Source organism: Aliivibrio thorii (assembly GCF_057368585.1).
Map to the genome: position 1 here is coordinate 1,904,893 of NZ_CM170654.1, position 13,525 is coordinate 1,918,417.

The window sequence follows — 13,525 nt, forward strand, 5'->3', positions numbered from 1 at the left end:
AGACACGTGAAAATTACGTAATGTTACCTAAATTGAACGTAGCCGTTTGTTTATTAATCACTTAGCATGTTTTTTATTATTTTCCCTTGCAATCTAAATGAGCATGTTCAATAATCCCTCTTGTTCTACGGAACTACAGAATCTATGGAGGCCTTGGTCCTCCCGCAACACTAACTCGTGAACTCGGTCAGGCCTGGAAGGGAGCAGCCGCAGCGGGTGACGTGTGTGCCGGGATGTGGCTGGGGCTTCCACCCTTTTAAAAAACCGCTTTTATTAGCGGTTTTTTATTGCCTGAAATTCCGCTTTGAATTTAACGCTTCCTCTTGTCACATATAGTAATACCAATCGCAGTAAATAACTGATCATCCTAGCTGGTTAAAAGGAGAGATGGTTGGATCTACAAATCAACTTCGCCCTAAAACAATTCTAACCGGAATTGATACTCAAGCCAGTGGCGCTATTGAAGGCGATAGTATCAATACTGTGTGTGACTACCCAAAAGCGGACGCCGCCAAAGCATGGAATCACTTAATGAACCAAACTTTTGTTGATTTTCAATTCCATCCAGAAACCCCATCAGATTGGTATTTTCATAATAACAATAATAGTACGGACTTATCTTATATTCGTTTCATACACAAAAATAAAAAGAAGAGCTCAGATAATTGCTATGTAAAATATATCGAAGCTAAAGACGAAAATACTCTTCCTATTTTTGAATTTGTTAATACAGGGTGTTAATCGCATAGCTACATAATAAACAGACAACCTTGATACAAAAATAAATGTAATTGCGTATATTTAAATTATATTTATTGGGATCTGCCCTGTAATTTATAAATACTTCCTAGCACATATTTATTTCTATTCTAATCTTAATTCACATCAATTAAAAAGTTAGTTGATGTTTTTGAATTACCTTTAAGGATATGAAATGGAACATTCAAAGTTAAAAAGAAAACATAATTATAAATTTGCCCTCTCTACACTCACTCTTTCTTGTTTAATGGCATTTAATGCTCAAGCGGCTGTAGATTGTACCCCTCTTGAAACATGGGATGCTGGCAAAGTTTATAACGGTGGAGAAGAAGTAAAACAAGGCAGTAATGCCTATAAAGCAAAGTATTGGACCCAGAATAATGATCCCGCGACCGCTGGTGAATGGGGCGCATGGCAGGACTTAGGTGTTTGTTCTGGTGAAGCAGTTAATATCGCACCAACCGTTGATTTAACCTCTCCTAGTGCTACGGATAAAATAACAACAGGTGAGGTTGTTACATTAACCGCATCCGCATCTGACAGTGATGGCTCAGTATCTCGCGTTGATTTTTCTGTTGATGGTTCAGTGATAGTATCATCAACGACCTCCCCTTATAGTGCCGCTTGGACTGCAGTTGAAGGCTCTCATACCTTCAGTGCTCAATCTTATGATGATAAAGGCGCTGTCAGCACGACAAGTTCTGTTGTCATTGCGGTAACAAGCACTCCAACTGATAATATTGCACCAACAGCAAGTTTAAGTTTATCTGCATCAAGTGTAGAACTTGGAACAACAGTCACATTAACCGCTAACGCGACAGACTCTGATGGCACTATAGATAAAGTTGATTTCTATATTAACAACGCTCTTGTCGGAACAGCCGCTACCGCGCCTTACACTCTACAATATAAAACAACTGCCGCAGGTTCACTGTCTGTTTATGCAAAAGCAACGGATAACCTAGGTGCATCAACAAATTCAACAGCATCGACATTGACTGTCACTAGCTCACTTCCTGTTGCTGATAACTGTCGTCCTGATGGTTTATATCAAACCGAAGGTGTTACTGTTCCCTACTGTACTACTTACGATAAAGAGGGCCGTGAGTTAATGGGAACTGATCACCCTCGTCGTGTTATTGGTTACTTTACAAGCTGGAGAGATGGTGGCGATGAACAAAATAGCTATCTAGTAAAAGATATCCCTTGGGAGCAATTAACACACATTAACTACGCTTTTGTGAGCATTGGTTCTGATGGTAAAGTCAATGTTGGTGATGTTACCGATCCAAATAATGCGGCAACAGGTAAAGAATGGGCAGGGGTTGAAATTGACCCAACGCTAGGCTTTAAAGGTCATTTTGGTGCTCTCGCTACTGCAAAAGAAAAACATGGAGTTAAAACCTTAATCTCTATTGGCGGTTGGGCTGAAACTGGCGGTCACTTTGGTGCAGATGGTAATCGTGTTGCTGATGGTGGTTTCTATACTATGACAACCAATGCCGATGGCAGCATCAACCATGCAGGTATTGAAAAGTTTGCCGCATCTGCTGTTGAAATGATGCGTAAATACAAATTTGATGGTTTAGATATTGATTACGAATACCCTACTTCTATGGCCGGTGCTGGTAACCCTGACGATAAAGCATTCATGGAACCTCGTCGTCAATATTTATGGGCATCATATCAAGTATTAATGAAAACACTTCGTGAAAAACTGGATGTTATCTCTGCACAAGATGGCCAGCATTATATGCTAACTATCGCAGCGCCATCTTCAGGTTATTTACTACGTGGTATGGAAACGTTTGATGTTACTCAATACTTAGATTATGTAAACATCATGTCTTATGACTTACACGGTGCATGGAATGATCACGTAGGTCACAATGCGGCATTATATGATACAGGTAAAGATTCTGAATTAGCTCAGTGGAACGTTTATGATACTGAAGCTTATGGTGGTATTGGTTATCTAAATACTGACTGGGCTTATCACTACTTCCGCGGCTCAATGCCTGCTGGTCGTATCAATATCGGTGTTCCTTATTATACTCGTGGTTGGCAAGGTGTTACTGGTGGTGAGAATGGTCTATGGGGTCGCGCTCCATTACCAGATCAAGCTCAATGTGATGCAGGAACAGGCGAAGGTGAGAAAAACAATTGTGGTTACGGTGCATTAGGTATCGATAACATGTGGCACGATAAGAACTCATACGGCCAAGAAATGGGGGCTGGTTCTAACCCTATGTGGCATGCTAAAAACCTTCAAGAAGGCATCTTTGGTTCTTACGCAAATATCTACGGTTTAGATCCTGCGAATGACCCTGCCGATCAGTTAGTCGGTACTTATACTCGTCATTACGATAGCGTCGCTGTAGCACCATGGCTATGGAATGCTGAGAAAAAAGTCTTCTTATCTACCGAAGATAAAGATTCTATTAATGTCAAAGCTGACTATGTTATTGACCAAGAAATTGGTGGCATCATGTTCTGGGAACTGGCAGGTGATTACAACTGTTATGTTCTAGATGCGAATGGTAACCGAACGTCTGTAGATGTGACGGAAGCCGCTTGTCAGACGGGTAATGGTGAGTACCACATGGGTAATACCATGACTAAAGCAATTTATGAGAAATTTAAATCTGCAACCCCATATGGTAATACCGTCGCGACTGGAGCAATTCCATCTGAAACTGTTGATATTGCGGTAAGCGTAGGTGGATTTAAAGTGGGTGACCAAAACTACCCAATTAATCCAAAAATCAACTTTACCAATAATACAGGACAAGATATTCCAGGAGGAACAGAGTTCCAATTCGATATCCCAGTATCCGCACCTGATAATGCAAAAGATCAATCAGGTGGTGGTTTACAAGTAGTCGCATCTGGTCATACTCGTGCTAATAACATCGGCGGTTTTGATGGAACTATGCACCGAGTCGCCTTTACCCTTCCTGCATGGAAAGCACTTCCTGCTGGCGGTGTATATGAATTAGATATGGTTTATTATCTACCTATTTCAGGCCCTGCAAACTACACAGTGACAATCAATAATGTTGATTATGCCTTTAAGTTTGAACAACCTGATTTACCTTTAGCTGACCTATCTTCTGGTGGAGATACCGGAGGTGGTGATAATGGCGGAACACCTGACGCTGGTTGTGATGCTACGGGTCTAGTCACTTACCCAGATCTTCCACAAAAAGATTGGGCTGGTAATCCAAGTCATGCAAACACAGGTGATAAAGTGATCAGCAACAATGTAATCTACCAAGCGAATTGGTGGACAGCTGCTGCACCAGGAAGTGATGGAAGTTGGACAAAGGTATGTAACCTTTAACTTTGTTTAATCATTGAAATCAAAAGAGCAGCATAATCGCTGCTCTTTTTTATGCTCACTTATAAATCACGAAGCATTAGCTTTTAAAATATTTAATACAAAGTTCATCAATAGAAAGCGGCTTATCAAAGAAATACCCTTGCGCTAAATCACACTTATATTCTACCAGTGTATCTAGCTGTTCTTTTGTTTCGATACCCTCAGCAACGACCTTCATTTGGCACGAAGCACCTATTGCTATAATCGCTTTAACTAAAGTTTCACTCTGTTCGTTTATAAATAAGCTATTAATGAAGCTACGATCTATCTTAATCTCTGTGATCGGCAAAATATTTAAATAGCTTAATGATGAATATCCTGTACCAAAATCATCCAAAGAAATACCAAAACCTAATTCTTGTAATTGCTTAAGGATAGGAGAAACATCTTCTAAATCACTAATAAGAATATTTTCTGTGATCTCTAGTGTAACCCTAGATACATCAATGCCAGTCAAATTAACAATGGCTTTTATCCTTTGAATAAAATCGTCTTTAATAAGTTGTCTAGGAGAAAGGTTGACCGAGATTGTCGCAGCATTAATACCATTAGGCATAAATTTCAGCATATCTTCACAAGCCCGTTGTAATACAAAATCTAACGTTTTATTGATTGATATAATTTTTTACTGGATATGCCCCACGAACGTCTTGCATATGTAATAAATTCTTCCCTTCTAAATCAGGGAAAATAGGATGCATTAAATTACGTCCATCCATTCCATAAATGAAAAAGTAACCACGACCATCATTAAAACGTGATTGCCTTAACGCATCTGAAATGATCTTCATAATTTCATTTTTTAGCTTATCTTTATTTTTCTGATAAATAAAACTTAGCGTTTTAAATGCATCGTCAACCCGTAATTTAATCGAACGTTTTAATGTTGCTTCTGTTAAATTACGTTGATAACTTATCTGCTGATAAATAGTTTCTACCTGATGCTTAATGCGGTTCTTTTCTTTTTCTACAGACTCACTATGTAAAGAATCGATTAACGTCTCAACCTTCGCTCTATTCTCATGAATAATGATTGCATTTAAAACAAAAGTAAAAATACCAATCAATACAACAGGCATTAATGAAATCAACGTTAATAGCTTTTTATCAGATTGGCGTTGCATACTCTCTCATTCATAAATATAAAATAAGCGGCCAATAATAAATTTACAGTGAAATAACATCTTTATTACTGTTAATATTGTAAATAACAACTATAGGCGTGAACCCCAGGGCGCGAGCATACTTTGATTAATTTATAACCCAAAGAAGATTCGAGCCCGATAATCATCATTCCAACTAGCTTTCTTCAACTTCACTTTTTGGCTTGGTGCCCCACAATCGCATTGCTTCAGCATGTTCATAACAAAGCGTCTAAATAACGCTATATTCTCCACTGCACCATCTAACGTTATTCGCGAGCTATCTTCTTTAAAAACAACATCTAAAACATAATGTTGGCTGTTTTCAATACGCCAATGCTGACGGATATAGTGGCCTAATAATTTGTGATTTGGAGACATAGAGCTTATGTAGTATGAGGTGTCTACGCTGCCTTTACCATTGATCACTCTGTGCCGTTCCACCGCTATGATGCTTCGTACCGTCGGCCATTTATTAGCAAGCTCTTCGGGTAACTTGGCCTTTAACTGGAATACGTATCGTTCTTCGCTGCGACCATGGCGCTTCTCTTTGATTTCGGTAACTATTTTCTCTTTACCTGCATCAAAGACAGCTTGAAATTGGTCAACAACAGCCGCTCTTAATTTGGGCTGATTGTTCTTTACTTGAACAACAACGTGAGCCTTTTTTTCTGCAATTTTCTCCAGTGTATCGCGCTGACAATGCAGAGCGTCAATGGTGATGACACTGTCTTTTACGTTAATAACATCAAGCATTTGGCGTACAACGTTGATCTCGCCATTCTTGCTCTTTGTCGGCTTTTGGCTCAATACAAGACCACGTTCAGTATCGTAGGCTGTGACCAATTGTAACGCGTTTTTTTTGTCATTTCGGTATGAACCACGCAACACTTTTCCATCGAATGCTATAATCGGCTTGTTTTGACTCGTGCGTTGTTCATTAATCCAAAGGGCTAACGCTTCTAGCAAAGATTCAGCAACAATTGAACGTAAAATACGAGCTATTGTATGTCGGCGTGGAATGCCATGTTCGAATGCTCTGTATTGTCTCAACCAATCTAATTTATCTTTTCCAAATAATTCAATATCTTGCCAGCCTTCACACCCCGATGTGATAGCGCTAATTACAAGGAACATAACGTCAATAAGGTCATGCTTCTGATTAATGTCTGATCGGGTATCTTGGACGACTGATAGGTGTTCGATTAAGTTCAAAGTGGCTGCGTGATTATGGATTTGGCACTATTAGATCATATTTTTTAACAAAGTGCGATCCCGCCCTGGCGTGAACCCTGCCAAGGTATGCGGCTTAATGATTAAAAATCAGGAGGAAAAACAAAAAATTCGTATGAGATACCTGCTTTGAATCTGAGAAGAAAAACAAAAAACAATATTTTGATTGGTATCTTTCTTTTTTTCGTACTAAATTAATTACTCATTAGTTGTGATTATTCTGAGGTATTAAATGAAACGATCGACATTATTAGCACTTTCTGCAATTGTACTGTTTACAGCAGGATGCTCTCAGCAAACAGAACAAACTTCAACTCTCTCCTCTGATAACACGAATCCGCTGTGTAACGTAGATAGCGGAATGGCTGGAGGTTGGGTGACATCAACAGTGACTCCAGACGTTGAAAGTGCCTTAGATCATGTATTAGGAATGATGAATACATCAGCTAAATTAAAACAAATCCTAGATGTAAAAACTCAAGTGGTTAATGGCATAAATTATGCAATAGATTTTGAACTAGATGATGGACAAGTCTGGAATACTAAAGTATTCAGAAGTTTAAATGGTGAATTCAAAATGACTCAGCCAGCCCAACAAGGCAGTTTCACTCAAGATTGTCAGTAATTAATAGTATATATTCTAACGAGGATTTTTTATGTTTAAGAAAACAGCAATTACATTTGGCTTACTTATCTCTCTTGCTGCTTGTAGTTCTACCGCACCTAAAGAACCAGAAAAAGCAAATATGGCAAATCCTGCCGCTAAATTTTGTGCTGAGCGCGGAACGTACGATTTAGATTCAGGTAACTGTGCATTAAACAATGGCGATGTGATTAACGCTTGGGAATATTACCGCAGTCAAAAACATACAATGACAAAACCAGTAGGTAAACCAAATCCAGCAGCCGCTTATTGTATTGAGCAAGAAGGCGCTTACAATTTAGACAACAACGATTGTACATTGAAGACCGGTGAAGTGGTTAATGCGTGGGATTTTTATCGTAGCAGCCAAAAATAATATTAATTAATTACTAATCGTTTTATCTGTATACTAAGGCTGTTTTCAGCCTTTTTTCTACCTTTTCTTTTATTGATAGCTAATCTCATTTAGAATGCACCCATTGCTTATATTAATGGATGAATCATGTCATATTTACTTTCTATTACCCTACTCTGGGCCTTTTCTTTTAGCTTGATCGGCGTGTATTTAGCTGGTCAGGTAGATGCTTGGTTCTCTGTTTTAATGCGTATTAGCTTAGCAACTCTTGTTTTTCTTCCTTTCCTGCGCCCAAAACAAGTTCCATTACCTATTGCACTTAAACTCATGCTAATTGGTTCAATACAGCTTGGTTTAATGTATGTATTTTACTACCAATCTTTTCTTTACCTCACGGTACCAGAAGTCTTATTATTTACTGTGATGACCCCTATTTATATCACTTTATTAAATGATGCTTTTGAAGGTAAATTTCATCCAAACTTTATGATAAGCGCCATTATCGCCACGCTTGGAGCCATCGCCATTCGCTATAATGGGATTGATTCTGGATTCCTATTAGGGTTTGCTACTGTTCAGGGAGCCAACCTCTGCTTTGCTATCGGACAAGTGTGTTATAAACGATTAATGAAAGATCAAGACATTGAACAAAAAACTGTCTTTGGTTTCTTTTTCATTGGCGCTCTTATCATTGCCTCAGTTTGCTACGCGCTCTTTGGTAACAGTGAAAAATTACCAACAACAATGACTCAATGGGGAGTATTAGTTTATTTAGGTACCGTCGCTTCTGGTATTGGTTATTTCATGTGGAATAAAGGGGCAACACAAGTAAATGTCGGCGTATTGGCGGTAATGAATAACCTACTTATCCCTGCTGGTATTGTAGTTAACTTATTAATTTGGAATCGAGATGCTGATATCTTACGTTTAAGTTTGGGTGGCGGATTAATTCTTATCGCTTTAATTGTAAACCAGAAATTAGAAAAAAAACGCTCAAACAGTACCCCTTCTAAGCTCTAATGCATTAACGTCATTTATTGTTTTACCTCAAGAATAAATGACGTTAATACTGCTCTTGAATTTCATATTCATACTACCGAAATAACTCTCTACAACGTGACTTATTTTTGCATATTAATTATACAACTATTCGTTACTTTTCATCTAATTCCTTGTGTTTAATTCATCCCCCTATTGATTAGTAAATTTTATCCTTACAAGAAAAATTGCTCGTTTTACTTGCTTTCTTTTTAGCCTCATAGTCGCGGAAAATCTACTTCCTATTCATTATTTTGAGGCACTGCGGTGAACACAACTACATCAACTCAATCACAAGCTGGTCTACTGATCCCTGTGGTTGCTCTTTCTTTATTTGCTATAGCATCTGGATACTTAATGAGTCTTATCCCGTTGATGTTAAGTCAATATGGAATGGAGGCGAAATACGCAAGTTGGTTAGCCAGTGCTTTCTATGCCGGTCTGCTTGTTGGGGCAGGGCTGATCGAACCTTTTGTTGCTCGCCTTGGCCATAAAAATGCATTTGTACTTTTTCTAGGTTTACTTGCTGCAACAATTGTAATTCTTCCTGCTGCTCCTATTGAATGGATATGGATGACAGCACGTTTTATTGCAGGAATTGCTGTAGCTGGTGTTTTTGTTGTTGTTGAATCTTGGCTATTAATTGGTGATGCAGAAAGCCGTCCAAAACGTCTTGGCTTATATATGGGGGCACTCTACGGTGGCTCATCCCTAGGACAATTAGGTATTGGTTTTATTGGTATCGAAGGCTTACTTCCTTACTACATGATCATTGGTTTAATCATGATGGCAATCGCTTGTCTAATATTTGGAAAAGGCGCTCAGCCACAAATTCAACATCACAATGTGCTAAACCTAAAACAAATCTTAAAATTAAACAAAGCCTCTATCATGGGCTGTGTGGTTTCAGGGTTATTACTTGGTGCAGTTTATGGTCTAATGCCTTTAGAACTAAAACACAGAAACATCAATATCACTCAAATTGGCAGCTTAATGGCTCTGATTGTTCTTGGTGGTATGGCGGTACAACCTATTGTGTCTTATTTATCTAAGCACTTAGGCAAAACATTATTAATGGCATTATTTTGTGTGTTGGGTGTATTTGCTATTGGTTTAACCACTCTAAGCGACAGCACTGCGATTCTTGCTACCTCATTAGTACTTCTTGGAATGGCGGCATTTGCCCTTTATCCTATTGCTATCTCTTTAGGCTGCGATACGTTAGATGAGTCATACATTGTGTCTGCAACTCAAGTGATGTTGTTTAGCTACAGTATTGGCTCTGTATGTGGCCCTGTGCTAGCAAATACCTTAATGCATACTGCTGAAGGCTTAATGAGTTATTTATTTGCCATCTTACTAGCAACAGCAATTTACATGCTGCTAGCAAGCTTACGTCAACACCGCCCAATGGTTGCTGGAGAGTAATTATCTCTCTTTGATTAACACTAGGTTCTTAGGGTGCATAACGATACAATACGCCCTAAGAATTCTTTATGAGTAATTACAATGGAAGATGCACAATACGTTGTTGAATGGGACGAAACTATCACCCTTAATTTTGAAGGTGCCCAACTGGTTTCGGCTTACCATACTTGTCCTGAAGAAGGTGATGAAACGGACCTTGAGTTTGGTGAAGGTTGGTTCCAAGGCCCAGATGATGAAGAATACCGTATCGAATTACAAATGGCGCCTTTCCATCCTTACGATGAAGATCCTGTTCGCCTAGCAAACATCACGATTAATGGTGAAATTGTTAAAATATTAGAAATTGCTGAAACGGTTGATGGCGAGTTTTTTATCGAACCAAGCGACAGCGATTACTAAATTACCGTCCATTTAATAAAAAGCGCATTCAACATAATGCGCTTTTTTATTATTATGCCTCCCTCTCATCTATGATAACTTTTGCTTCTAGCCTTTAATTATTCATATTGATATGTTACATAACACCTTTATTCTTTATAATACATGGCAGTAATCAATGAGAGCCATCATTCAACAATTTGGTCCCGCATTAGAATCTATAGCATTAGAACATTACACCCCAGCCTCTCTTTCCTCTTCACAGATTCAATTAAAAATGCGTTTCAGTACTATAAATCCATCGGATCTCATTACTATTTCTGGTGCTTATCGCTCTCGAATTTCTTTGCCTTTTATTCCTGGATTTGAAGGGGTTGGAATTGTCCATCAATGCAATGAGCAAGATTCGGCCTTCTCAATTGGGGATAGGGTTTTACCTATTGGAAGCGCCGGAGCTTGGCAGAGCTATCGAAACATCGATGAACAATGGTGTTTTACAGTTCCTAATCAACTCAGCGATGAGCAAGCCGCTACGTCTTATATAAATCCAATGACAGCTTGGCTGATGCTATCAGAACGCTTACAGATACAACAAAATATGACAGTACTTATTAACGCAGCAAATTCTGCAATAGGACTAATGCTTGTACGTATGTTGAACCATATTGGAATAAAACCGATCGCTATCGTTCGCCGAGATAATACCTTACAAGAGTTCGAAGGTTGTAAACTCCAACGTATTATCAATATTAATAATAGAGATGATTATCACTCATTAATAGAAATGAAACATCACATCAAAGTAGATGCCATCTTAGATTGTATAGGAGGGGGAGAGTCCTTAATGCTTTCTTCTTTGCTTAAAGAGCATGGGCAGTTCATTAACTATGGTTTATTATCCGCACAGCCTATTCCACCTCAATTTTGGCTTGAGCGTCCAGACATCAATTTTTCTTACTTCCATTTAAGACAATGGATCCACTCTGCTGAAAAAATCGATATTCAAAATAAGCTCAATGAAGTAATGCAGTTGGTTTATAAAGGGATTGCCGATACAAAAATTAGTGCTCGCTTCTCTTTAAACGACATCCACAGCGCACTTAATTATATTCAAACGAATGAAGAAACAAAGAAAGGGAAAATCTTACTCACTTTTTAATATTAAGAGTAGATATAATACAACTTGCACATTGTATCTACTCGTAATTTTAATTATTTATTTAATCGCTTTTCCATCGATAAATGTGGAATATCCGCTTCAATAAACTCTTCACCGTATGGTTGAAAACCCAATTTAGTGTAAAAATCAATTGCATGCTTTTGAGAGCCTAAATACACTCGCTCGTACCCTTTCTCTATCGCTTCATCTATTAAAGACAATACAATTTTAGAACCTAAACCTTTTGAGCGAAACGCTTTAACAATAGCAATACGACCAATATGCCCATCATCTAAAATTCGCCCAGTCCCTACAGGTTTACCTTCAAAAGTAACAAGAGCATGAACAGCAACGTCATCTAGGCCATCAAATTCTATTTCAGGGTCAATCTGCTGTTCTTTAATGAAAACCGTATCACGGACCTCACGAATAAAATCTTTACTCTCACCAGAGTATTCCACATTTTTCACTTCAAACATGTTATCACTCACTATCATCGTTCATGGATAAATTCGACATTAATTTCTTTAATCTTGCTAAATCAATCGCACTTGAACGTACAGTTAATTTAATATGATCGTACTCATACTCTTCAGTAACAACACTCATGCTTGAGCGGATCTCTCCCATAATGCCTTTTGCAGTATAAGGTACGATGATCTCTTCTTCGATCATTCCTTGCTCAGAAGCATTTACAATGTACTTATGTAGCTTAGCTACATCAAGGGGATTACGAGTAGACGTCATCATTGCATCTGGAAACTCTTCCATCAATGCATCTTGTTGCTCAGGAGTCAGTTGATCTGATTTATTTAAAACGAGTAGCTTATCAATCCCATCAACACCGACTTCACCAAGAACCTCATGTACCACCTCAAGCTGCGTTCTAAATGTAGGGTCTGAAGCATCGACCACATACAATAATAGTGATGCATCATGAGCTTCAGCTAAAGTAGAATGAAATGAAGCGACTAAATCGTGTGGTAATTTTTTAATAAACCCAACCGTATCAGACACAAGGATACGAGGTTGAGTTACGGGGTATAAGGCACGAACGGTAGTATCTAATGTCGCAAACAGCTTATCTTCAACTAATACTTCACTGCCCGTAAGCGCTCGCATCATTGATGATTTACCCGCATTCGTATAACCAACTAAAGCCACACAGAATAGTTCAGATCGCTGTTTACGGCGACCTTTCAACTCAGCTTGGACACTTTCTAACTCACGTCTTAATTCTGCCAGTTGATCTCGGACTTTACGACGATCTAACTCTAGGTTTGTTTCTCCGGCGCCTTTACCCATTTGGCGTTCATTATCACCAACAGTAGACTCTCTAAGGCGTGGAGCAACATAATTAAGGCGAGCCATTTCAACTTGTAATCGCGCAGTTCTGGTACGAGCATGACGACTGAATATCTCAATGATAATGCCAGTACGGTCATACACCTGAACACCAAGCTGGTTCTCAACATTACGCAGTTGTGATGGGCTTAAATCGCAGTCAAAAACCACCACATCAGCACAACCAAAAGGTAGATTTTCTGAAGGGATATCGTCAAAATCCATCTCATCAAAGAAATCTTCAGTATCGGCATCATCAACCTCACCTTGATTCCCCGTGATATGTGCGATTTCGGCTAGCTTACCGACTCCCAATACATTCACTTTTTGAGTTGATGTTTGCTTTTGAGATTGCGTACCAACAACTTGAAAACCTAGAGTTGTCACTAAGCGGCCAAGCTCTGCAAGAGATGCTTTGGCTTCGTCACCTTTAAACTGTGGTGTACAAATAGAAATAAGTAACGCGTGGTTAAGTGATGGTTTCTCTGTTAATTTCATGATTTTATCTTAGTGAGCCGAAACCCAAACCTAATTTTTATCTAAAGTTGGTCTGATCCTACGCTGTTATAGGTTAGCTTTATAGGAAAATAGAACACTAAATACATATATTATGTTAATTAGTGATAAATCGATGATATTCAATAGCAATTATCATCTATTGACG

Annotated in this window: 13 protein-coding genes and 1 other RNA gene; 9 read left to right on the forward strand and 5 right to left on the reverse strand. The window is 38.6% G+C overall.

Translation table 11 applies throughout. The features are described from left to right. The first annotated feature begins 151 nt into the window (after positions 1-151). The 3 genes from ffs to AC2IP4_RS08560 all read left to right on the forward strand — a co-directional run bounded on the left by ffs (position 152) and on the right by AC2IP4_RS08560 (position 4,102). An RNA gene (gene ffs / locus AC2IP4_RS08550) (signal recognition particle sRNA small type) lies at positions 152-248 on the forward strand. Positions 249-387: 139 nt separating this feature from the next. Then, positions 388-741: a hypothetical protein gene (locus tag AC2IP4_RS08555; protein WP_375322164.1), complete on the forward strand. Its 354-nt coding sequence runs from the start codon at positions 388-390 to the stop codon at positions 739-741. Between the two features lie 193 nt (positions 742-934). Then, positions 935-4,102, forward strand: coding sequence for a chitinase C-terminal domain-containing protein (locus AC2IP4_RS08560; protein ID WP_486310190.1), 3,168 nt, complete (start codon positions 935-937; stop codon positions 4,100-4,102). A gap of 76 nt (positions 4,103-4,178) precedes the next feature. On the opposite strand, the gene AC2IP4_RS08565 is transcribed toward AC2IP4_RS08560, so the two are convergent. The 3 genes from AC2IP4_RS08565 to AC2IP4_RS08575 form a co-directional block, all read right to left on the reverse strand. Next, positions 4,179-4,697 carry an EAL domain-containing protein gene (locus AC2IP4_RS08565; protein ID WP_486307155.1) on the reverse strand — a complete coding sequence of 173 codons (519 nt, stop codon included), beginning with the start codon at positions 4,695-4,697 and terminating at the stop codon, positions 4,179-4,181. A 49-nt stretch (positions 4,698-4,746) separates the two neighbouring features. After that, complete coding sequence (locus tag AC2IP4_RS08570; protein ID WP_375322161.1) at positions 4,747-5,265, reverse strand: cache domain-containing protein; 519 nt, start codon at positions 5,263-5,265, stop codon at positions 4,747-4,749. 132 nt (positions 5,266-5,397) lie between these two features. Then, positions 5,398-6,498: an ISAs1 family transposase gene (locus AC2IP4_RS08575; RefSeq protein WP_486310151.1), complete on the reverse strand. Its 1,101-nt coding sequence runs from the start codon at positions 6,496-6,498 to the stop codon at positions 5,398-5,400. A gap of 250 nt (positions 6,499-6,748) precedes the next feature. On the opposite strand from AC2IP4_RS08575, the gene AC2IP4_RS08580 reads away from it, so the two are divergent. The 6 genes from AC2IP4_RS08580 (at position 6,749) to AC2IP4_RS08605 (ending at position 11,517) form a co-directional block, all read left to right on the forward strand. Beyond that, positions 6,749-7,141 carry a cystatin domain-containing protein gene (locus AC2IP4_RS08580; RefSeq protein ID WP_375322160.1) on the forward strand — a complete coding sequence of 131 codons (393 nt, stop codon included), beginning with the start codon at positions 6,749-6,751 and terminating at the stop codon, positions 7,139-7,141. A 31-nt stretch (positions 7,142-7,172) separates the two neighbouring features. Further along, positions 7,173-7,535 (forward strand): DUF333 domain-containing protein, encoded by a 363-nt coding sequence (locus AC2IP4_RS08585; RefSeq protein ID WP_375322159.1) that lies wholly within the window; start codon positions 7,173-7,175, stop codon positions 7,533-7,535. Between the two features lie 126 nt (positions 7,536-7,661). After that, positions 7,662-8,534: a carboxylate/amino acid/amine transporter gene (locus tag AC2IP4_RS08590; RefSeq protein WP_486310191.1), complete on the forward strand. Its 873-nt coding sequence runs from the start codon at positions 7,662-7,664 to the stop codon at positions 8,532-8,534. A 285-nt stretch (positions 8,535-8,819) separates the two neighbouring features. Beyond that, a complete protein-coding gene (locus AC2IP4_RS08595; protein WP_486310192.1) occupies positions 8,820-9,980 on the forward strand; it encodes an MFS transporter in 1,161 nt (386 codons plus the stop codon). Positions 9,981-10,061: 81 nt separating this feature from the next. After that, on the forward strand, positions 10,062-10,379 hold the full coding sequence (locus tag AC2IP4_RS08600) for a hypothetical protein (protein WP_375322157.1): 318 nt from the start codon (positions 10,062-10,064) through the stop codon (positions 10,377-10,379). A gap of 157 nt (positions 10,380-10,536) precedes the next feature. Further along, positions 10,537-11,517, forward strand: a complete 981-nt coding sequence (locus AC2IP4_RS08605; protein WP_375322156.1) for a zinc-dependent alcohol dehydrogenase family protein — start codon at positions 10,537-10,539, stop codon at positions 11,515-11,517. Between the two features lie 53 nt (positions 11,518-11,570). Here AC2IP4_RS08605 and AC2IP4_RS08610 read toward each other — a convergent pair whose 3' ends face one another. Further along, positions 11,571-11,996, reverse strand: a complete 426-nt coding sequence (locus tag AC2IP4_RS08610) for a GNAT family N-acetyltransferase (RefSeq protein WP_375322155.1) — start codon at positions 11,994-11,996, stop codon at positions 11,571-11,573. A 4-nt stretch (positions 11,997-12,000) separates the two neighbouring features. Beyond that, positions 12,001-13,359: a GTPase HflX gene (gene hflX, locus AC2IP4_RS08615; protein WP_375322154.1), complete on the reverse strand. Its 1,359-nt coding sequence runs from the start codon at positions 13,357-13,359 to the stop codon at positions 12,001-12,003. Positions 13,360-13,525 lie beyond the last annotated feature (166 nt).

What these genes read in the sequence shown, in the direction of transcription:
- AC2IP4_RS08600 (WP_375322157.1), top strand. Translation starts at nt 10,062, where the DNA reads ATGGAAGATGCACAATACGTTGTTGAATGGGACGAAACTATCACCCTT.
- AC2IP4_RS08585 (WP_375322159.1), top strand. Translation starts at nt 7,173, where the DNA reads ATGTTTAAGAAAACAGCAATTACATTTGGCTTACTTATCTCTCTTGCT.
- AC2IP4_RS08590 (WP_486310191.1), top strand. Translation starts at nt 7,662, where the DNA reads ATGTCATATTTACTTTCTATTACCCTACTCTGGGCCTTTTCTTTTAGC.
- hflX (WP_375322154.1), bottom strand. Translation starts at nt 13,359, where the DNA reads ATGAAATTAACAGAGAAACCATCACTTAACCACGCGTTACTTATTTCT.
- AC2IP4_RS08565 (WP_486307155.1), bottom strand. Translation starts at nt 4,697, where the DNA reads ATGCCTAATGGTATTAATGCTGCGACAATCTCGGTCAACCTTTCTCCT.
- AC2IP4_RS08605 (WP_375322156.1), top strand. Translation starts at nt 10,537, where the DNA reads ATGAGAGCCATCATTCAACAATTTGGTCCCGCATTAGAATCTATAGCA.
- AC2IP4_RS08560 (WP_486310190.1), top strand. Translation starts at nt 935, where the DNA reads ATGGAACATTCAAAGTTAAAAAGAAAACATAATTATAAATTTGCCCTC.
- AC2IP4_RS08610 (WP_375322155.1), bottom strand. Translation starts at nt 11,996, where the DNA reads ATGTTTGAAGTGAAAAATGTGGAATACTCTGGTGAGAGTAAAGATTTT.
- AC2IP4_RS08570 (WP_375322161.1), bottom strand. Translation starts at nt 5,265, where the DNA reads ATGCAACGCCAATCTGATAAAAAGCTATTAACGTTGATTTCATTAATG.
- AC2IP4_RS08555 (WP_375322164.1), top strand. Translation starts at nt 388, where the DNA reads ATGGTTGGATCTACAAATCAACTTCGCCCTAAAACAATTCTAACCGGA.
- AC2IP4_RS08580 (WP_375322160.1), top strand. Translation starts at nt 6,749, where the DNA reads ATGAAACGATCGACATTATTAGCACTTTCTGCAATTGTACTGTTTACA.